Origin of the sequence: Euzebyella marina (assembly GCF_003687485.1) — a bacterium.
Taxonomy (GTDB): domain Bacteria; phylum Bacteroidota; class Bacteroidia; order Flavobacteriales; family Flavobacteriaceae; genus Euzebyella; species Euzebyella marina.
On record NZ_CP032050.1, the window covers coordinates 4,038,187 to 4,059,938 of the forward strand.

A 21,752-nucleotide genomic window follows, 5' to 3' on the forward strand; every position below is an offset into this window, starting at 1 on the left:
CCTAGTCATAATTGATAGCACCTTTATTTTTTCTTTAACTTTTTAAATAAATTGTAGCCGTTTACGCACATATTTTCTAAATTTACCTGTATCCCCAGTCCCTGATCAGCCACTAATTTCGACCGGTTTTATCAACATAATAGATGGGAGAAAAATATGTTACAGGAAATCGATTTTAAAAACCTGCAAAAAGAAATAAACAAAGTTGCCAAGATTGGTGTGTTCTATGTTGACCTAGCTACCGAAGAATCTTTTTGGGATCAAGTTCTAAAAGATATTTTTGAAATCGCACCCGATTTTGTACCCTACATGGGAGCGAGCGATCAGTTTTTTAACAATCCCACAGAATTGGAAAATAAGCATGCAACTTACAGAAAGAGTCTTTCAGAAGGAACACCCTTTGAGATGGTCAACCAGATTCTTACAGCAAAAGGCAACCGTAAATACATCAGAACCTTCGGATTACCGGTCATGAAAGACGGTCATTGCATCGCCCTTTCCGGAAAAGTGATGGATATCACTAACCAAAAAGAGACCGAACGTGATCTCATTCAAATTAAAGAACAGTGGGATCTGGCCGAAGAGCTTGTGAGCATTGGCTATTGGCAATGGAACGTGCAGAACGATCATTTTCAATGTTCCGATAATTTAAGGGTAATTTATGGTATTGATGTCGGTACCAAAATAAATTTAGAACTTATTCTTGAAAAAGTATGTGATGAAGATAAAGAGCTATTTTCATCTAATATCAAGAACTCTCTAAAGAACAAATATTTTGAAACATTCACTTATACCATTTGCACTACCGAGAAAGAAATCAGATTTCTAAGAGCCAATGGTAAGGTGATAAGTAATGAATCGGGACACGTTATTGCTATGATGGGTACTACCCAGGATATAACTGAAGACGTTACCACACAGAAAGAACTAAAGCTTAAAAACGAACAGTTGTTATTTGCCGAAGAGTTGGCAAAAGTAGGGTATGTTCATTGGAATGTTATAGGTGATGAATCGTACTGGTCAAACAACGTTTATAGAATTTATGGTATAGAAATCGGTGAGAAAATTACTTTCGAAAAGTTCATGTCGATTGTGCACCCTGATGACATTCAACCATTACAGGCACGAGTAGAAAAAATCATTGAAACTGGTAACTTTCAAAGAATTGTTCATCGAACCATTCCCATAAACGGAACTATAAAAACAGTTGAAATTCTGGGGAAGGTCGTAAAGGGTGAAAATGGCGAAACCATTGAATTAAAAAGTTCTATTCATGATATTACCGAACAGGTCGCTCGCGAAAACGACCTTATAGAAAAAACCCAATTAATGGATTTTGGCGAGCAATTGGCGAATATCGCCTATTGGCAATGGGATGTAGTTCGAGATCGTATCACCTGCTCCGACAACCTTTATCATATTCATGGGTACCCCCATGGCATATTTCTCAACAAACAGGCCATTCTCAAGAGCATGCCTCCTGAGGATAGGGATATGGTAGCCGAAAGACTAAAAAAATACTTGGCTACCGGTAACTTTGAAAAGTTCACCCATCGCATACTTCAACCTACTAAAAGGATTACCACGGTTCAGGTAATGGGTAAGGCCTTTAAAGATAAGGCAGGCAAAGTGTTTAAGATTTTAGGCGTGACCCGAGACATTACCGAGCAAATAAAAAAGGAGCAACTTCTTATTGAAAAAAACCAACAACTGCTTTATGCAGAAAAAATGGCAAAAATTGGTAATTGGAGGTGGAATTCCCTTACCAATGAGGTCATCTGGTCAGACAACCTTTATGAAATCTACGGTCATGATAAGAGCGAGCCGGTAACTTTCGAAAAATATATAGGTTATATACATAAGGAAGACAGAGATTATGTTACTGCCAAAATTGACAGAGCGGTCGAATCAGGAGTTTATGAAGAATTAATTTATAGAATTGAATTGACCGACGAAACCATAAAAACAATCAAATCTATTGGCAGTGTCACTATAGACGAAGCAGGTCGAACCATTGAAATGTTAGGTACCTGCCAAGATGTAACCGACCAAATACTTAGGGAGAAAGAGCTCACCGAAAAAAACATGCAGCTCAGCTTCGCCGAAGAAATGGCCGGTATCGGGTATTGGAATTGGAACTTAGAAAATAGCACCGTCAAATGGTCGGACAACTTATACCGAATTTTTGGTTTTGAATTGGGTATTCCCTTAAAATTTGAAGATGTTTTTGCGCCCATTCATCCCGATGACAAAGCGCATGTTCAAAAAGCTACTGAAGAGATTATCTCATCTAGAATTTTTGCACCCATACATTACCGAATTGTTCTTCAAGACGGCTCTATAAGAAATATTGAATTATTCGGAAAGGTGATGACCGACACTAAAAATCAGGTCGTAGAGGTGATGGGAACGGCCCAAGACATCACCGAATCGACAAAAATTCAAGAAGCTTTGGTTCAAAAAAACCAACAACTGAATTCCGCTGAAAAAATTGCAGAGATGGGTCATTGGACTTTAGACCCTTTTACCAAGAAAGCAACTTGGTCTGACAATCTCTATGAAATTTATGGTATAGAAAAAGGAACTTCTATTTCTAATGAGAATTTTATAGACTTCATCCATGAAGATGACCGAGAGGTTGCAAAAGCTAAGATTTTAAAGATTATTGGCACCAAAAAATTTGAGGATCTGGTTTATCGAATTCGGCTAGAAAAGGGCCTTGTAAAGACCATCAGAATGGCCGGTAAAGTAATCACCGACCCAAAAGGCAATATCGTTGAATTGTTAGGCACCTGTCAAGATATTTCAGAACAAATTGCTCGAGAACACGAGTTGATGGAAAAAAACCAGATGATGGCCTTTGCTGAAGAGCTATCCGGTATCGGTTATTGGAAATGGGATATTATTAACGATGTCATGGACAAGTCTGACAACCTTATGAGAATTCTGGATTTTGAGTTGGGCACCCCAATGAACTTCAAGAAGTATTTATCACGTGTGCACCCCAAAGATCAAGATTTGGTGATTGAAAAAAGTCAACTTATTGAAGAAACCAAAAAGTTCGAAAAGTTTACGCATCGAATCATTAAGCTAGATGGCAGTATCAGAACCCTTGAAATCACTGGTGAAATAGTGCTTGACGAAAAAGGCGGCGTTACCGAGTTAATAGGCTCCTCAAATGATATAACCGACAGAATCAATGACGAGCAAGCACTTATTGAACAAAATCAATTGCTCAATTTGGCGGAGGAGCTGAGCGGCATTGGGCACTGGAAATGGAACATGTTAAAATCGAAATTTGAAATTTCAGAAAATTTTTACCGTATTCTCGACCTTGACCCTAACAAACCAATGGACTATGGCAAATTTATGAACTGTCTTCCTCTTGAAGATAGAGAGTATGTTACAAATACTTTATATAAAATACTTCAGAACAAAACCTTCGATAAATTTGCACATCGAATTATTAAGAAAGACGGCTCATTTCGAAACTTAGAGGTCGTAGGGGAAGTACTTACCGACAAAAATGGTATCGTCGAATTAATCGGCACGGCACAAGACGTAACCGAGAGACGAATGGCAGAAAAAAAGTTCAGAGGCTTATTGGACTCTGCCCCCGACGCCATTGTCATTCTAAACAATAGGGGAAAGATAAAAATAGTAAATAAGGAAGCTGAGAAATTATTGGGTTACACTATTAAAGAGTTGCTCAACAAACACATCAGTTTTGTTACACCGACAAAATTTAAAAATCTTCATAAAGAATATGCGGCCAAATTTTTCAATAATCCAAATCAAGGGTTAGTCATAAAGAACCAAGAACTCTATATAAAAAACAAAAGCGGGGGTCAAATTCCTGTTCAAGTGAGCATTGGTCCAGTTGAGACTGCAGAAGGTCTAATGATATCAATTGCAATTCGTGATATTACACTGAGAAAAGAGGCCGAGAGCAAATTGGTTGCGATGAACAACAGATTGAAGGATACGGCCAAAAAGCTCTCTATACAAAACCAACAACTGTCCGATTTTAACCATATAACTTCACATAACCTTCGGTCGCCTGTAAGCAACCTCAACGCTCTGTTGAAACTGTTGCAAGTCGAAAAAGATGATGTTAGGAAATCGTTGCTATTTGAAAAATTCGAAAAAGTAATCGACCATCTATCATCAACGCTTGACACCTTAGTAGAAACGTTGCGCATCAAGAGCGAAACCGCCCAGAACCAAACGAAAATATCTTTTGAAAAAGTATTGACCAAGACCAAAGATATATTGACCGCCCAGATTATGGATTCGGGTGCGGAAATCATTTCAAACTTTTCAAAAGCTTCAAAAATTGAATACAATGAAGTCTACCTAGAAAGTATTTTTCTTAATTTAGTGAGTAATGCTATTAAATACAAGTCACCGCTACGGCCACCGGTCATTCATATTGAAAGTTGGGTGGAAGACGGTAAGACCAAATTAAAGGTTGCCGACAATGGTTTGGGAATCGACTTGAAAAAAAATGGCAAGAAACTCTTTGGTCTCAACAAGGTGTTTCATAGGCATCCGGAAGCTAAAGGTGTCGGCCTATTTTTGACAAAGGCACAAGTGGAGGCCATGGGCGGAACCATTACTGCTGAAAGTGAAGTGAACGTTGGAACCACATTTTTAATAACTCTAGATTAATTGCGCTTATTATGGGTAAGAATGTCAATGTCTGCATTATCGATGACGATGATATTTATCAGTTTACTATGTCAATGACCTTAGAAACCTTCACAGGAGTCGACAAAATAATTGCTCTATACGATGGTGCCGAAGCACTAGACTATATGCTAGACCATCTCAACAAAGAAGAAGAATTGCCCGATATCATTTTCTTGGACATTAATATGCCCATAATGGACGGCTTTCAGTTCATGGAGGAGTATATCAAAATAAAACCTAAGGTCGGCAAGAAAATTACTATTTACATGGTTTCCTCCTCGGTTGACCCTAAGGATATCGACAGGGCAAAAAAAATAAATGAAATTTCAGACTACATTGTAAAACCTATTAAAGAAAGCCAGCTAGAGACCATAATCACGCAGCTTAAAGAAAAAGGTAAGCTTTGATTATTATCTAACACCTCCGCTGATTGTCTGGTTAGGCACAAAAGAGCTAAGAATAATCACTAAAGAGTACAGCTTAAAAAAATATTTAATCTACTTTTACATCTCATAAGTAGGTTAAAAAGGTTATAAAGAACAACTAATTTTTTTGACAGAAAAGAGGGTGTGGGGACACCCTCTTTTTTTTGTTGAACAATACCTTTTCTCCAAATGTTAAGATAAAGGTAAGATTAACTTCAACCTTTATTCTTTGCCTGCATTTTACGAACTTCGCTGAAAATTTTTCGCATGATTATTTTTGTTGATATGGACGAGGTAATGGCAGATACCTACGGCGCACACATTGAAATTTACAATAAAGATTTTGAGGAATGCCTAACATTGGAGACCTGTATGGGTAGAGAGGTTTGGCACAACGTACCTGAAGATCGTCAACTAAGTGTTCGCAACCATGCCAGAAACCGAGGCTTTTTTAGAGACCTGAACCCTATAGAACACAGTCAAGATGTTTTAAGCAGGCTTAGCCAAAAGCATGAAGTCTATATCGCATCGGCCGCCATGCAGTTTCCGAATTCTTTAGAAGAAAAATCAGATTGGCTAGATCAACACTTTCCGTTTATTCCTTGGCAGAATAGAATATTATGTGGCCACAAACATGTTTTAAAAGGTGATGTTCTGATTGATGACCGCACTTACAATCTAGAGAGTTTTGATGGTCGCAGTTTATTATTCACCTCACCACACAACATTCACGTTGAAGGTTTTGAAAGAGTAGACAACTGGAAAGAGATTGAGCAAAAACTACTTTGAGGATTGTTGCCTTTGCAAGTAGGCATCGTAACCACCTTCTAAATTCACGACTTCAAACCCCATTTTTCCCATAGCTTCTGCTGCTTTTGCGCTTCTGCCGCCGGCCTTGCAATACAGATAGATGGGTTTATTTTTATTCAATTTGGTAGCCTTCTCCTTAAAGTCGTCCTCAAACCAATTGAGATTTACGGCACCATCTAAATGACCCTCGGCAAATTCTTCCGGAGTTCTTACATCAAGTAAGATACCCGAATCTCTATCTTTCTGTGAAAGTTCTGTGATAGGTTTCGAGTTACTTTGGGTGCAGCCCAAATTACAGGTAATCAAAAACAAAAAGGTGACCATGTATTTCATATCAAAAGACTTTATTCAAAAATATAAATATGCCCGAAATAAAATATAAAGTACCGAAAGTAAATCATATGAGGTCGGTTAATGTAAATTCACGTAATTTTGGTGACCACGAAACCAACATGGCAGAAAATAGTTTACAGCCCGAAAATTGGGTAGATGCATATGCAGATTACCTTTTCAACTATGCAATTTCCCGTATCTCAGATGCCGAAATTGCCAAAGATTTGGTGCAAGAAACTTTTTTGGCAGGTTTAAAATCGGCCAAGAACTATAAGGGTGATGCCGCAGAAAGAACATGGCTGATTGCGATTCTCAAAAGAAAGGTAATTGATCACTATCGCAAGTCGAATTCGAAAAAGGGCAAGGCTGAAGTTAAAATCAATTATAGTGCCCAAACCGATGCCGAAGGTGATTGGCTTGAAGAGCAAATTGCCGACCCTTTCAGCAATTTTGAGCACGATGACCTAGAGAACGAAGAACTTGGCAATGCTATACAGTCTTGCATCGCCAAATTACCCGCCAAGCAAGCTCAAGTATTTACAATGAAGACAATTCAAGGTATTAGTACTGAAGATATTTGTAATGAACTTGACATTAACCCGTCTAATCTTTGGGTAATGATTCACAGGGCCAGAACGGCTTTAATGGGTTGCCTAAATGAAACTTGGTTTTAAATGAGAAATGAATGTTCGGCAACGGCCGTTTTGCCCAAACTGTAATTATCTTGAAGAATTAATTATCATCGAAATGATATCTTGCGAAAAAGCAGAAATAATTTGTAACAAAAGCCAATATCAAGAAGCCTCTTTTACTGAAAGGCTACAGTTAAAGTTTCATCTTTTCATTTGTAAAAACTGTTGTAAGTACAGCGAGAAGAATTCAAAATTGACCTCTCTCTGCGACAAGGCCAAACTTCAAGGTCTTTCTTCGAAAGAAAAAGAACAGATGAAGCAAAAGCTACATTCAAAAGGTTAAAAAATCTTTTGAAGAATCAAGAACAGACCCCACCACATTATAGGCATACCTTCAACCCAAAAAGAAGCAAAGTATTTTTTCTGTCGCCTTTTCGTAATAAACATTAGCATACCGAGTGCCAAAAAAAGTATCCCCGAAGCGGTAACATCTATAACCGAGACATGGTCTTTAAAAAGCACTAAAAAGAAGAGTGGTATATTGGCAAGGGCCCCTAATACTTTGGTTCTAGCAACCCCATATCGCTGGGGCAAGGTTCTTAACTCCGGAGAATCGTAAATCAAGTCACGAATTTCGAATGGCACCATCAAAATAAAGACGAATAAAAAGCGCCTTAACGTTTCGATTCCAACATCCCACCAATTGATATAGCTTTCTGTCAGCGCAGGTAAAATGACAGTGGTTCCCGCCCAAACCAAGGCCACTACAAAAATTTTAAGCCCGCCCCAACTTCGTAACTTTTTAGAATGCGGCAAAACTGGTAAGGCATATAGCGCAGTAAAGATCAGAAAAACAATGAGTGCCACCCATAATTCTTTGGGCAAAAAGTAAAAATGATAAATAGCCGCGGCGAAAGCTAAAAAACTGGCAAACTGAATATTTTTATGGTACCTGTTAGCCACCAAAATATACTTTTCGGCCTCCACACCATATTTCATAAAATTATAGCAAGTAATAGTGCCAAAAAAAAGAAACCAAGGCACATGATTGTTCAACGAAAAATTGAGACTGATCGCTGTGATATGGGTAAGCGCAAAAACCGACAAAGCCACATGAATACTGGCGTCTAGATAAAAATCGAATATCCTTTGCAACCACCGCATTAAACAAATGTAGCCAAAGTGTTCATAACCTTGGTTTTCGGTTAAAAACTTTATGGGCTATAATCGTCAAATGGCACAAATTCATGCAATTTATACCTAGTTTTGCACATCTTTTATCACAAGCTATGAAGACAGATATTTTTGCGTCAAGACACATCGGAATCAAGGAAAGAGACCTTGAACATATGTTGAAAACGGTAGGTACCGAAACCTTGGATGAATTGATTTATGAGACTCTTCCTGATGATATTCGTTTGAAGAAACCATTAGGTCTCAATTCGCCCATGAGCGAACATAAATTTCTTGCCCACATGCAAGAGCTATCTGAGAAAAATAAGTTATTTAGAAGTTATATCGGCCTTGGATACCACGAAAGCCTCACCCCTTCGGTAATCAAGAGAAATATTCTTGAGAACCCAGGTTGGTATACTGCATACACCCCGTACCAAGCTGAAATTGCCCAAGGACGCTTGGAAGCTTTGCTGAATTTTCAAACCGTAGTAAGTGACCTTACCGGAATGCCTTTGGCCAATGCCTCTCTTTTAGATGAAAGTACTGCGGCCGCTGAAGCTATGACAATGCTTTTTGATGTACGCAGCCGTGAGCAGAAAAAAAATAACGTTAACAAGTTCTTTGTTTCCGAAGAAGTACTGCCCCAAACCTTGGCGTTGCTCGAAACCCGCTCTAAACCTTTGGGAATTATACTTGAAGTCGGTAATCACGAAGAATTTGAGTTTAACGGAGAATATTACGGTGCGATTTTACAATATCCCGGAAAATTCGGAAGGTTAACCGACCTCTTCCCCTTTATATCAAGAGCAAAAGACCACGAAATCAAAGTTGCTGTAGCCGCCGACCTTTTAAGTCTAACCCTTTTAACCCCTCCGGGTGAAGCAGGTGCCGACGTGGTGGTGGGCACCACACAACGTTTTGGCATTCCCTTGGGATACGGCGGTCCGCATGCCGCCTATTTCGCCACTAAGGAAGAATACAAAAGAAATATACCCGGGCGAATTATCGGCGTCACTAAAGATATTGATGGCAAGCCTGCTTTACGAATGGCCCTTCAAACCAGGGAACAGCACATAAAACGTGATAAGGCCACTTCAAACATTTGTACGGCCCAAGTTCTCTTGGCGGTTATGGCCGGTATGTACGCAGTTTATCATGGCCCTAAGGGCCTTCGTTATATTGGCAAAAAAGTTCATTCAACGGCAAAAACACTATCAAACGAACTTGAAAAGCTAGGGCTAGAGCAGACCAATGATTTCTTCTTTGATACCGTTAGTGTTAAAATCGACACTAAAAAGCTTAGACCGATTGCCGAGCAAAACGAGGTCAACTTTTGGTATGTTGATGAAGAATCGGTTTCTATTGCTGTAAATGAGGCAACTTCCATCAATGATGTCAATCAAATTTTAGGAATTTTCGCGAAGACCTTAAACAAAGATTTTAGTCCCATTACTGGTCTATCGGGCGAAAATGCAATACCGGAATCTTTGCAGCGCAGCTCAAGCTATCTAGACAACAGCGTTTTCAACTCTTACCACTCTGAGACTGAACTTATGCGCTATATCAAGAAATTAGAGCGTAAAGACCTTTCTCTCAACCACTCGATGATTTCTCTCGGCAGTTGTACAATGAAATTAAATGCCGCCTCAGAAATGCTTCCTTTGAGTATGCCAAGATGGGCCAACATTCACCCTTTTGTTCCTGTAGATCAGGCGGAAGGTTATCAAACCATTCTTAAAGAATTAGAAAATGATCTTTCGACAATTACAGGTTTTGCGGCAACGTCGTTACAACCAAATTCTGGTGCCCAAGGTGAGTATGCAGGTTTGATGGCCATTAGGGCTTACCATGAGTCAAATAACGAAGGGCATAGAAACATTTGCTTGATTCCTTCTTCCGCACACGGCACCAATCCGGCCTCGGCAGTGATGGCCGGTATGCAGGTAGTCGTAACCAAAACAGATGAGAGGGGTAATATTGATGTAGAAGACCTTCAGGCCAAGGTAGAAAAACATAGTGATCATCTGGCCGCCTTAATGGTTACCTATCCATCGACACATGGTGTTTTTGAATCTTCCATCAAACAAATTACCCAGATGATTCATGACCACGGAGGTCAGGTTTATATGGATGGTGCCAATATGAATGCCCAGGTGGGTCTTACCAACCCGGCAACGATTGGTGCCGATGTTTGTCATCTCAATCTACACAAAACCTTTGCTATACCGCACGGCGGCGGCGGACCCGGTGTCGGTCCTATCTGCGTAGCAGAACAACTGGCACCATTTTTACCCGGTAACCCATTGATTAAAAGTGGCGGAGAAAAAGCCATTAAAGCCATTTCAGCCGCTCCCTGGGGCAGTTCATTGGTTTGTTTGATTTCCTACGGATATATTAAAATGCTAGGAGAGTCAGGACTAAGACACTCAACGGAAATCGCCATTTTAAATGCGAACTATATTAAAAATAGGTTGAGCGGCAAGTTCGAAGTTCTCTATACAGGAGAAAGAGGTCGTGCGGCCCATGAGATGATTGTCGATTGCAGACCTTTCAAAAAGAATGGAATTGAAGTTGTTGATATAGCCAAAAGATTGATGGACTACGGTTTTCACGCACCTACCGTATCATTTCCGGTGGCAGGAACTATTATGATTGAGCCTACAGAGAGTGAAAGCCTATCAGAACTGGACAGATTCTGTAATGCAATGCTTTCGATTAGAGAAGAGATAGATGCATCATCTTCCGACGATACTGATAACTTATTGAAAAACGCGCCACATACCTTAGACTTGGTGACCGATGACGAATGGCCTTATGGGTACAGTAGAAAACAGGCCGCCTACCCATTAGATTACTTAAAGGATAATAAGTTTTGGCCGACCGTTCGAAGAGTAGACGATGCATATGGTGACCGTAATTTGATATGTACTTGCGCGCCAATAGAAGCGTATGCAGAAGCAGAATAAATTCAAGGGAATTGCACCATAACGGTTGGTAACTAAAAATAGGTCGTTTTAAGATTTACGCCCCATGTTATTATATTTGAAATTTATCTTATTGAACAACACCTAGGTAATCAAAAGTTGAATCTTTAATCGATGTACGAGAACTCATACCCAAGCAAACGCTTTCAAAATACGTTATCCTTTCTAAAAAAGCATATTAGCACTGATGAATCCGTACTCGATTTAGGAGTGAAAAATCCCTTTTCGGAAATTATGGTTAAGGAAGGTTATCAGGTTGAAAACACGCAAGGAGAGGATTTGGACTTAGTGTTTGATTCCGTATTAAATTCAGCCTCTGAGGTAGTTACGGCCTTCGAGATTTTTGAACATCTCTTGGCACCGTTTAATGTACTTCGTGAAATAAAGGCAAAAAAGTTAGTGGCGAGCATTCCCCTCAAATTATGGTTTTCACCTGCCTATCGGTCTAAAACCGATGTTTGGGACAGGCATTACCATGAGTTTGAAGACTGGCAGTTCGATTGGCTATTGGAAAAAGCGGGGTGGGAAATAAAGGCTCGTGAAAAATGGACCAATCCAGTAAAAAAAATAGGCCTTCGCCCCTTATTGAGAAGTTTTACCCCTCGCTATTACATCGTATACGCCGAAAAGAAAGAAAGCTAACATATCATGTTGCTATCTTATAGCAACCTACAATGCCAAGTAATGAGATATTACATAGTAATACCGGCTCACAACGAAGAAGACTTTTTAAATGATACCCTAACCTCGGTATTAAGACAATCTCTTTTGCCATCTCAAGTCGTACTTGTCAATGATAATTCTACGGACAGCACTGAGCAGATTATTGATCAGTTCATAGAGCTTAGCCCCATTTTTCAAAAACTCAATACACAATCATCTAACGAGCATATGCCTGGAAGCAAGGTGGTAAATGCTTTTCAAAAGGGACTAGCCTTCTTGGATGATGATTATGATTTTATAGTAAAGTTAGATGCCGATGTCATTCTTCCCGACAATTACTTTGAGAAAATTGCTTACATATTCAAGGGGCAACCAAATGTGGGTATTGCCGGTGGCTTTGTTTATGAGCAAGATGCCAACGGAAAATGGGCATTGAACCACCCGATGGATAAAAAACATGTGAGGGGAGCTTTTAAAGCCTATTCTAAATCTTGCTATAAAGCTATTGGCGGGCTGCGCTGTGCTATGGGATGGGATACCGTAGATGAGTTGTTGGCCGCTTTTCACGGTTTCGAAGTATATACGGATGATTATCTTAAAGTGAAGCATTTAAGGCCTACTGGCGGGGCGTACAATGCTAAAGCGAAACTACTACAGGGCAAAGCGATGTACACCATGCGCTACGGCCTGGCCATTAGCCTTATCGCCTCCTTAAAAATGGCCTTGAAACAAAGGAAGCCTCAAGCCGTCATGGATAATCTGTATGGCTATCTGGAAGCACAGAAAGAGAAAAAACCATTTTTGGTAACTGAGAAAGAAGGAAAGTTCATCAGACAATTGAGATGGCAGAACATTAAAAAAAAATTAATCGGTTAACAAAAAAAGCCCGCTTAATAGCGGGCTTTTTTTAGGTATAGAGTTCCAATTAAATACCTAGTTCCTTTTTTACATCGGCCAAAAGATCCTTACCCTTAGCTACGATAAGTCCGCCTCCCGCTTGTGCATCGATTACATAATCAAAGCCTTGGGCGTTTGCAACCTTTTCAATGGCAGCTTTTGCTTTATCAGAAATTGGGGCAAACAATTCTTGTTGCTTCTTTTGAAGTTCTCTTTGTGCAGCTTGTTGGGCCTCACCTATATTCTTTTGAACCCCTTGAAGTTCTTGGGCTCTCTTTTCGTTTTCTTCTGGTGTCTTTGCAGATGCCTCATTTTCGTACTGTGTATACTTATTTCTAAGCTCTGTTACACTGCTTTCAATATCGGCGTTGTAAGTCTCGGAAAGTTTCTTGAGTTCAGCCTCAGCAGCTTTCATCTCCGGCATTGCGCTCAACAATTGAGTAACATCTATATGGGCCACTTTGCTTTGTGCGTTGACAAACCCGGTAAATGCTACAAACAATACAATAGCTACTGCTATTTTCTTTACGTTTTTCATGATACTGATTCTAGTTAAAATATTTGAGTGTTAATTTATGGTTATTTTACTTCTATATAAAATTCTCGACCTCTTGTTTACACAATCACTCAAAGTTGTGACAAACTGGGCATAAACTATTATTTATTCTCTGTACTATCTTCTTCGCCTTGCTGCTCTCTTTCTTCCAACTTGGCCTTTCTTTTGGCCTCTCTTTCCTCTAACAGCTTCTTACGTCTTTCTTCGTAAGCCTTCTTCCGCTCTTCTCGCAATTTCAGTTGCTCTGCGCGTCTTTCGTCCGCTGTTTTCTCCCTAGCTTCCTGTGCTTGAGCCGCTCTCTCTTGACGCTCTTTGAGAGCATCGCTTATTTCTTCTTCCTCTGGCTCGCCATCTTCAAAATCTTCGATTCTACTTCTGACCTCTTTCTTGGTCGGCTTGCTAACCCTTCTGGTTCGTGCAATGCCCCTCAAGACTAAATCGCTGATATCGTGCCGATTTTCGGAGTACAACATTACGACATCCGCAGATTTATCAAAAATAAAATCATACTTTTTATTCGCTCCGATCTTCTGAACCTCATTGAAGACTTGGTCTTGAATAGGCTGAATCAACTGCCTTTTCTGAAGCACCAAATCACCTTGCGGACCGAACCTGTTCTGCTGATACTCCACCGTCTCCTTTTCAAGAATCTGTATCTCTTCTTCTCTTTCGGAAATCAACTCATCGGTCAATAATACTCTTTCGGCCATCAAGTCTTTTTTCATCTGTTCGACCTGACTTTGCTTCTGTTCAACCTCGACCTTCCATTTTTCAACTTTATTGGCCAGTTGTTCGGTTGCCTCTCGGTATTCCTCTACGTTCTCCAAGATATATTCCATGTCAACGTAAGCAATTCTCACCCCTCTTTGGGCGTAAGTAATGGCTGAGAACAAGGTTACGGCCAGTACTAAAAGAACGTTTGATTTAGTTTTCATTACTTTAATCGTTTTATCCAGTAGAAAATATCGTGCCAAAATTACTAAAACTTTTAAAATGAATGTTTTAGCTATTTCACGATCTCATATTAAAACTGCTGGCCGATTATGAAGTGTGTTTGCCATCCGCTAGGTCCGTTGCCAATTGATGATGGTCTAAGGTCTTCATCAAACCCGTAACCAAAATCGATTCCCAATAAACCAAACGCCGGCATAAATATGCGTAGCCCCACTCCGGCCGATCGTTTTATTTGAAACGGATTAAACTCCTGAAAATTGTTGAAAGCATTACCTCCTTCTAAAAAAGCTAGCCCATAAATGGAAGCTGAAGGTTTTAAGGTCAATGGATATCGAAGTTCCAATGAAAATTTATTATAGATCAAACCACCTTCTTGGGTACCGGTCAATTCACTTACCGGGGTAATTGACTGGTTTTCATATCCCCTAAGCTGTACCACATCTCGACCATCTAAAGTAAAGTTACCTAAACCATCACCTCCTACAAAGAATCGCTCGAAAGGCACATCACCTACGTCATTATTGTAATTACCCAAGAATCCGAATTCCGCATTGGTGCGAAGAACCAAGTCACCGACCAAAGTAGTATACCAGTCACCCTTGAACTTTATCTTATAGTATTCAAGCCATCTAAATCGTTCTTGGTCGATCTGTTCCAGTTCTTGATTTTGAGCAGCGGTCAACCCACCTTGCTCAATTTCCAATTCGGCCAGCTCTTGGCTACGGTCACGAAGCGACTCAAAATCTTTATTACTGAACAATGAATAAGGTGGAGTCAACTTGGCAGTAATCTCGAAGTTAGAACCACCTCTAGGGAAAATTCTACCTCCCATAGTCGCATTCCTCGAAATACCTAAAGTGTATGCAAACGAATTTGACTTACCGTTACCGAAATTAAATAGACCTATATCGTAGTTATTAAATTCGTACAATTGATAACTAAGGGCATGGGAAACCGTAAAGAAGTCATCGGGCCATTGCACCCTTTTGGCCAATCCGGCGGTAATACCGGTAATGGCAAAACCTCTATCCTTATCGACTTCAATTCTACTTCTTGAAGAACTGGCATAATCGACACCAAATTGCTGGGTTCTTGAAAGGTTCAAGCTAAAGCGAACCGGCTTCTTACCCCCGAACCATGGCTCGGCAAAGTTTAAACTGTAAACCCTAAAAGTTCTACTGGCCTGAACCCTCATGGCAAAAGTTTGACCGTCACCCATAGGTACCGGCTTATACGCCTCACCATTTAGAATATTCTTTATGGAAAAGTTATTGAAAGATAGACCAAGCGTTCCAATAAATCCACCGCCACCGTAGCCACCTTGTAGTTCAATCTGACTTGACCCAGATTCTACCAAATTCCAATTGATGTCAACAGTACCTTCGTTAGGGTTCGCATTTAAAATATCCGGTTTGATTTGCTCCGCATCAAAATAACCCAGTTGCTGTAACTCTTGAATCGTTCGAATAATATTACTCTTGTCATATTTGTTACCAGGTCTTGTTCGCAGTTCTCGATAAATCACATGATCATTGGTACGGTCGTTACCAACCACTTCAACATGGTTTAAGTAGGTCTCCTTACCCTCAATAATTCGAATTTCGAAATTAATGGTGTCATTCTGGGCGGAAAGTTCTACCGGGTTAATAGTAGAGAACAAGTACCCATTGTTTTGATATAAGTTTGTTAAGTCTTCTGCATCAGGCTTTGAGTCATCAGCGATTCTTTTACGCAAAAGCACACCATTATAAGTATCTCCCTTTTTGATACCAAGGACAGAAGCTAACTGGCGATCGGTATATACCGTATTACCAACAAAGTCAATATCACCAAAATAGTACTTGTTACCTTCTTCAAGTTTAAACTTGATGTTGATATTATTTTCATCAACCTTGATTACGGAATCAGATATGATACGGGCATCGCGATAGCCTTTCTCGGCATACTTATCGGCTAAAAGGTCTAAATCGTTCTCATAATCTTCCTCAATGAATTTTGATTTTTTCCAGAAACGCCAAAACCTTTTTTCTTTGGTCTTTTTCATGGCCTTACGCAACTTTCTATCTGCAAGTTGCTCGTTACCATCGAAAATCATCTTTTTGATTTTCACCTTATCGCCCTTATCAACATTGATAACCATTTTTTGGGCATTGGTCTGAGCTGTATCGTTGGCCACCGCAATCGCTACTTTTGCATTTAAGTAGCCCTGCTTTTTATACTTATTCTCTAAATAGTTTTTAGTATTTGCAATTAAGCTCTCCGTTATTTTTTTCCCTTTTTTAAGGTCGGTATCTTTAACAATATCATCGACCTTTCTCTCTTTAATACCGTTAATCTTTATATCGGAAAGGGTTGGCCGTTCGGTAATTTCGAGCTCCAGAAAAACCTGATCATCTTTAATATCTACCAAATGAAACTGAATATCTTTAAACAGTTCAAGCCCCCAAAGTTTCTTGATAATTTCACTTAGTTCATCACCTGGCACAGTAATAGGCTGCCCCACACGAAGGCCTGTATAGGTTTTAACGGTTTGTTCGTTATAGCTTTGTAGTCCGGTAACTTCGAGCCCACCTAAAATATACCTTTTTCCATCGTCAAAAGAGAGCTCTTGAGCGCCGACTAAGGATGTAAAAAAAAGTAGTAGGAGAGTAATTACTGGTTCACTGGATATGAACCTCTTCATACCATTATTTGATAAGTTGTTCGCTGGTCTTTCCAAATCTTCGTTCTCTGTTCTGATAACTTTTAATGGCTTCTGCCAAATGCTTGCTGCTAAAATCGGGCCAATATACGTCAACAAAATATAATTCCGCATAGGCAATTTGCCAAAGCAAAAAATTGCTGATCCGATGCTCCCCACTGGTACGAATCAACAAGTCTACATCAGGCAAATCATGCGTGTAAAGATGAGTATTTATAATTGTTTCGTCAATATTTTCAATTGAAATTATATTATTTTTAACTTTGGAGCTTATCTGTTTTATCGACTTAATCATCTCTTGCCGAGACCCATAACTAAGGGCCAAGGTAAGCGTCATATGATCGTTATTCTTTGTTTTCTCCATCACCTCGTGAAGTTCTCTATAGGCCTTTTTGGGCAAAGATTCAATTTCGCCAATCGTATTCAAGCGAATATTGTTCGACATAAAGGTGTCAAGTTCTTTTTTGAGCGATGAAACCAAAAGTCTCATAAGGGTATCTACCTCTAACTTAGGGCGATTCCAGTTTTCGGTCGAAAACGTATACAGGGTTAGATATTTGATACCGATCTTGGCACTGTTCTCCACGGTTTGTCGAACGGCATTCACACCATTCTCATGACCGAATATTCTTCGCTTTCCTCTTTGCTTCGCCCAACGGCCATTGCCATCCATAATAACGGCAAGGTGCACAGGCAAATTTTGTTTGTCTATCTCATTGAGAACATCCATCATAATACGGTAAAACTATACTGGAAAGAAACCTACGCAAAAGCTAGCAACTTATTCAAAACAGTCCATACAAGGCTTTCTACCAAAGGTGTAAGTTAAGGTTAATCCTGAAAAAACATACCAATCATCGCTAAAAATGTTGCCGAACTGAAGGTCTCCCAATTGCTGACTCACATTTAGCTTGATCGGGTTGCTACCATCTAGATTATCAGTAAATGTATATCGCGCACCTATTTCGGCACCCAAAATCAAAAACTGGTTCAATCTTAGCTTAGCCCCAACGGTCATTGGAATTGCAAAGGAACCATCTTTTTGTGAAACACTCAACATTTCTCCCCCATCAAAGTAATCGTAGTCGTATCTAAAATACGTGAGACCTGTATATAAATAAGGAGTGAAAGCAGGGCCCAACTTATGAAGATTATATTCGACGAAGTTAAATTCTAACCCTGCCGAAGCCTCTAAAATAGAATTATCGGCGATATAACCACGCTGCTGTCTAGAAGGGTCGTTAGATTTTGAATCGTCGGCGGTAAACTTACCGTAGATAACGCTTGCTCGCCAGGCATACCTTTTAGCCTTATTCCACTTAAATAATCCACCGAAGGCTATATCAGAAGGAGCAATATAGGTAGTGCGCCCCACATCGCCAATATTATTGGCTCCACCAGCGAAAAGACCGATTTCGTATGTTTGGGAACTGGCCTTGCCAAAGGCAAAAAGCAATAAGACAATAAATAATCGCTTCATACTTAGAAATAGTTTGCGAATATAGCAATTGCCGTTAACTATCATATTCTATCGGTTGAACTTTAAACATACACCAATGAAAGTCCAGCATAGATTCATCAATGCTCTCACATGATAAACAGCGTTTGCAGTTATTTATTGCCCCGGAGGATCAATTGCGACGATCTTCGCCCCAAAGCAATTTATTCCTCAGCGTTTTCAAAAAGCTTTCAGACGCGAATTCAATCATTTTAACGGTAAACCCGGCTTTTCTTATCAGAATTTCCTTCCCGTTTTCTACCGATGCGATACGAGAATCCAGAGAAATCAAATGATGATGCTCTCTACCAGACACCCGTAAACGAATCTCTGTATCATCTGATATGACCAAGGGCCTTGCATTCAGGTTATGAGGTGCAATAGGGGTTAAAACCAACGATTTGGCCGTCGGTTCGATTACAGGCCCCCCACAACTTAGTGAGTAGCCAGTAGAACCTGTTGGTGTAGATATAATCAAACCGTCTGCCCAATAAGCAGTGAGATACTCGCCATTAAGATAGGTCTCTACCGTAATCATTGAAGTAGTGTCTTTTCTACTAATGGTGACCTCGTTGAGGGCAAAGTTCAAATCTGCGAATTCAGCAATATCCGATTCCTTCGCCACCTCGACCAAGCTACGCTCAACTATACTATAATCGCCCTTTACAAACTCTTGCACTACATTTTGAACCTCCTCTTTGTTAAAAGTTGACAAAAAGCCCAGTCGCCCTGTATTGACACCGACTATAGGTATGCCCAAATCTTTAACGAAAGTGGTAGCCCTTAAAATGGTGCCATCACCCCCAAGACTGATAAACATATCAAAGGTTTCATCTAAACCCTTATCATGCGAAAAAGTTTTACAATCGTCGATTAAAGAGGTTGATTTCAAGTAAGCGCACAAATCCTCTTCTATAACCACCTCTGCCCCATTTTTTTCAAGTTCGTTCAGCAGTTTCGATACGTATTCAGTCGTATCATCTTGAAACATTTGGCTATAAATGGCAACTTTCATGGGTTATCTTTATTAGTTCTCTGGCCCTTTTCTTGGGGCTAGGACAAAAATAAAGAATGGGAAATTGCTAAAGGATAGAAATACCTGTTTATTCAAGAAAAATTTAAACGTTCAGATATTTATCTAAATAATCGGAGCGCTCTTTTAAATCTTCCAAAAATTGGTCGTCGGCATTACCAAAAATAACAGTGTAGTTATATCTTCTAAATGTTTGAAGAATATCATTTAGATTAGTTGATGAAACCTTAATGGTGATTTGAATAACATCGTTTCGTGAATCGGTTATAAATGCCCCGATAACTTTGGTATTGTTACTCTCGACAATTTGCGCTATCTCACTAAAAGAATAATCTTTGAGGCCTTTTGCTACGACTATAATTCCGCCAGGTTCAGTAAAAAACGGGGTATCGATGAACACACTTACTATGTCAGTCAAATCATAATAGCCCTCTACCCGACCCTTATCGTCTAAAACCGGAACCAGATTGGCCTCGTTTCTTGCGAAGGTTTCCAAAACATCAAGCCATCCAGTTTCCTTTCGAACAAAGAAAGTATCGAGCTCATAGCGGTATTGATCAATTTGATCTTCACCATCGAAATTTTCGAGATCCTCTTCCCCCAGTAACCCTAGAAAAACATCATTTTCAACTACCGCAATGTGCGAGTGCGTACTTTCTTTAAAAAAAGCAATGACATCGGCTAGCGATTGTTCAACTTTAAAAGCGGGTATGTTTGTAAGAATGTGTGATTGAATCTGCATGGTTACGAGGTATTAGACGCAAAATACTAATTAAAAGTCTCAAAAGGTATGCCTAATTCGTATTTTTGTGCCGAACGGTAAAATACATCGGCCAATGACAAAATTAAGTGTCAACATCAACAAAATTGCAACCCTAAGAAACGCTCGCGGCGGAAATCTGCCCAATCTTTTAAAGTCAGCCAAGGATATTGAAGACTTTGGCGGACAGGGTATCACCATACACCCGAGACCGGATGAAAGGCATATCAGATATCAAGATGCAAGAGACCTTAAGAAAATTGTCACAACCGAATTGAATATCGAAGGTAACCCAGTTTCAAAGTTTATCGATTTGGTCCTGGAAGTAAAACCAGACCAAGTAACCTTGGTACCCGATGCTGAAGACGCTATTACCTCGAACGCCGGATGGGACACTATTAAGCACCTTGATTTTCTTAAGGATGTTATAGAGACTTTTAAAAGTGAAGGTATTCGAACTTCAATATTTGTCGACCCGGACAACGAAATGGTCAAGGCGGCCGCCGATACCGGAACCGACAGAATAGAGCTTTATACCGAAAGTTATGCCTTAGCCTATTCAAAAAACGATAAAGAAGCCGGTGTAGCCCCATTTGCAGAGGCTGCAAAATCAGCACATGAGGTGGGTCTAGGCATAAATGCCGGTCATGATTTAAGCCTTGAAAACGTCAAATACTTTAAGGAGAGTGTCCCCCATTTATTAGAGGTGTCGATTGGCCATGCACTCATCTGCGAATCGTTGTACATGGGGCTTGAGAACGTGGTTAATATGTATTTGAATAGATTGAAATGAGCGAAACCTTACACTCAAAAATTATCGGAGATGGCAAACCGCTATTAATTCTTCACGGATTTTTAGGCATGCTTGACAATTGGAAAACCTTGGGCAGCCAATATGCCGAAAAGGGCTTTCAAGTTCATTTAATAGACCAAAGAAATCATGGAAAAAGTTTTTGGTCAGAAGAGTTCAACTACGATATATTGGCGGAGGACTTAAAAAATTATATGGCCGTTCATGAACTTTCCCAAGCAATTATCATAGGACATTCTATGGGTGGCAAAACTGCCATGCAATTTGCCTGTACCTATTCTGAAAAAGTTCAAAAATTAATAGTTGCAGACATCGCCCCTAAGTTTTACCCACCTCATCACCAACCTATCATAGACGGACTTCAGAAATTGAATCTTTCTGATTTAGGTTCTAGAGGTGAAGCTGATGATGCGCTGGCACAACACATAAAGGATTATGGTACTAGGCAATTTTTATTAAAGAATCTTTATTGGAAAGAGAAAGGCCTTTTAAGTTTTCGCTTCAATCTAGAGGTTTTGTCACAACGTATGCCCGAAATCGGAGAGAACATCGGGTCGAACGAAACCTATGGTGGTCCCACTCTCTTTTTAAGGGGAGATAGGTCTGAATACATTCAAGAAGCAGATAGAGATGCCATAAAAAGACATTTTCCAAAGGCAGAAATTGAAGTTGTAGATAAGGCTGGTCATTGGCTTCACGCCGAAAACCCAAAACAGTTTTTCGAAAAATCGTTGGTGTTCATCGAAGATTAAAATGAAAGCATATTTAATCAACCATGATTCTAATTTTCATTTCAAGCAAAAGTCTTACATTTAGTTAAACAACAA

Annotated in this window: 18 protein-coding genes; 9 read left to right on the forward strand and 9 right to left on the reverse strand. The window is 39.8% G+C overall.

Translation table 11 applies throughout. The features are described 5' to 3' along the window. Positions 1-156: 156 nt before the first annotated feature. The 3 genes from D1013_RS17420 to D1013_RS17430 all read left to right on the forward strand — a co-directional run bounded on the left by D1013_RS17420 (position 157) and on the right by D1013_RS17430 (position 5,906). On the forward strand, positions 157-4,671 hold the full coding sequence (locus tag D1013_RS17420) for a PAS domain-containing protein (protein WP_121850041.1): 4,515 nt from the start codon (positions 157-159) through the stop codon (positions 4,669-4,671). An 11-nt stretch (positions 4,672-4,682) separates the two neighbouring features. Then, positions 4,683-5,099: a response regulator gene (locus D1013_RS17425; protein ID WP_121850042.1), complete on the forward strand. Its 417-nt coding sequence runs from the start codon at positions 4,683-4,685 to the stop codon at positions 5,097-5,099. 285 nt (positions 5,100-5,384) lie between these two features. Next, positions 5,385-5,906, forward strand: coding sequence for a 5' nucleotidase, NT5C type (locus D1013_RS17430; RefSeq protein ID WP_121850043.1), 522 nt, complete (start codon positions 5,385-5,387; stop codon positions 5,904-5,906). Here D1013_RS17430 and D1013_RS17435 read toward each other — a convergent pair. Continuing rightward, positions 5,898-6,260: a rhodanese-like domain-containing protein gene (locus D1013_RS17435; protein WP_121850044.1), complete on the reverse strand. Its 363-nt coding sequence runs from the start codon at positions 6,258-6,260 to the stop codon at positions 5,898-5,900. The genes D1013_RS17430 and D1013_RS17435 overlap by 9 nt on opposite strands. A gap of 119 nt (positions 6,261-6,379) precedes the next feature. On the opposite strand from D1013_RS17435, the gene D1013_RS17440 reads away from it, so the two are divergent. Continuing rightward, the gene (locus D1013_RS17440; RefSeq protein ID WP_121850786.1) at positions 6,380-6,934 is read left to right on the forward strand and encodes a sigma-70 family RNA polymerase sigma factor; all 555 of its coding nucleotides are present in this window, start codon (positions 6,380-6,382) and stop codon (positions 6,932-6,934) included. 297 nt (positions 6,935-7,231) lie between these two features. On the opposite strand, the gene D1013_RS17450 is transcribed toward D1013_RS17440, so the two are convergent. Next, positions 7,232-8,056, reverse strand: coding sequence for a UbiA prenyltransferase family protein (locus D1013_RS17450; protein ID WP_121850045.1), 825 nt, complete (start codon positions 8,054-8,056; stop codon positions 7,232-7,234). 125 nt (positions 8,057-8,181) lie between these two features. Here D1013_RS17450 and gcvP point away from each other — a divergent pair, with 125 nt between their 5' ends. The 3 genes from gcvP to D1013_RS17465 all read left to right on the forward strand — a co-directional run bounded on the left by gcvP (position 8,182) and on the right by D1013_RS17465 (position 12,591). Then, entirely contained in the window at positions 8,182-11,034 is a 2,853-nt protein-coding gene (gene gcvP, locus D1013_RS17455) for an aminomethyl-transferring glycine dehydrogenase (RefSeq protein ID WP_121850788.1), read from the forward strand. A gap of 132 nt (positions 11,035-11,166) precedes the next feature. Beyond that, the gene (locus tag D1013_RS17460; protein WP_121850046.1) at positions 11,167-11,694 is read left to right on the forward strand and encodes a class I SAM-dependent methyltransferase; all 528 of its coding nucleotides are present in this window, start codon (positions 11,167-11,169) and stop codon (positions 11,692-11,694) included. A 42-nt stretch (positions 11,695-11,736) separates the two neighbouring features. Continuing rightward, positions 11,737-12,591, forward strand: coding sequence for a glycosyltransferase family 2 protein (locus D1013_RS17465; RefSeq protein WP_121850047.1), 855 nt, complete (start codon positions 11,737-11,739; stop codon positions 12,589-12,591). Between the two features lie 49 nt (positions 12,592-12,640). Here the strand turns inward: D1013_RS17465 and D1013_RS17470 are convergent, their stop codons facing one another. From D1013_RS17470 to D1013_RS17500, 7 genes are all read right to left on the reverse strand, one after another. Next, the gene (locus D1013_RS17470) at positions 12,641-13,150 is read right to left on the reverse strand and encodes an OmpH/Skp family outer membrane protein (RefSeq protein WP_121850048.1); all 510 of its coding nucleotides are present in this window, start codon (positions 13,148-13,150) and stop codon (positions 12,641-12,643) included. Between the two features lie 119 nt (positions 13,151-13,269). Continuing rightward, positions 13,270-14,103, reverse strand: coding sequence for an OmpH/Skp family outer membrane protein (locus tag D1013_RS17475; protein ID WP_121850049.1), 834 nt, complete (start codon positions 14,101-14,103; stop codon positions 13,270-13,272). An 89-nt stretch (positions 14,104-14,192) separates the two neighbouring features. Further along, positions 14,193-16,805, reverse strand: coding sequence for an outer membrane protein assembly factor BamA (gene bamA, locus D1013_RS17480; RefSeq protein WP_121850050.1), 2,613 nt, complete (start codon positions 16,803-16,805; stop codon positions 14,193-14,195). 4 nt (positions 16,806-16,809) lie between these two features. After that, positions 16,810-17,553: an undecaprenyl pyrophosphate synthase gene (locus tag D1013_RS17485; protein ID WP_121850789.1), complete on the reverse strand. Its 744-nt coding sequence runs from the start codon at positions 17,551-17,553 to the stop codon at positions 16,810-16,812. A 51-nt stretch (positions 17,554-17,604) separates the two neighbouring features. After that, positions 17,605-18,303 (reverse strand): type IX secretion system protein PorG, encoded by a 699-nt coding sequence (gene porG / locus D1013_RS17490; RefSeq protein ID WP_121850051.1) that lies wholly within the window; start codon positions 18,301-18,303, stop codon positions 17,605-17,607. Positions 18,304-18,454: 151 nt separating this feature from the next. Further along, positions 18,455-19,336, reverse strand: a complete 882-nt coding sequence (locus D1013_RS17495) for an NAD kinase (protein WP_121850052.1) — start codon at positions 19,334-19,336, stop codon at positions 18,455-18,457. Between the two features lie 103 nt (positions 19,337-19,439). Then, positions 19,440-20,096: a CBS domain-containing protein gene (locus D1013_RS17500; protein WP_121850053.1), complete on the reverse strand. Its 657-nt coding sequence runs from the start codon at positions 20,094-20,096 to the stop codon at positions 19,440-19,442. A 94-nt stretch (positions 20,097-20,190) separates the two neighbouring features. Between D1013_RS17500 and D1013_RS17505 the strand changes: the two genes are divergently transcribed. Together D1013_RS17505 and D1013_RS17510 are read left to right on the forward strand one after the other, a co-directional pair. Next, the gene (locus D1013_RS17505; protein WP_121850054.1) at positions 20,191-20,907 is read left to right on the forward strand and encodes a pyridoxine 5'-phosphate synthase; all 717 of its coding nucleotides are present in this window, start codon (positions 20,191-20,193) and stop codon (positions 20,905-20,907) included. Next, positions 20,904-21,677 (forward strand): alpha/beta fold hydrolase, encoded by a 774-nt coding sequence (locus D1013_RS17510; RefSeq protein WP_121850055.1) that lies wholly within the window; start codon positions 20,904-20,906, stop codon positions 21,675-21,677. Before D1013_RS17505 ends, D1013_RS17510 begins: the two co-directional genes overlap by 4 nt. The last annotated feature ends 75 nt before the right edge of the window (positions 21,678-21,752 follow it).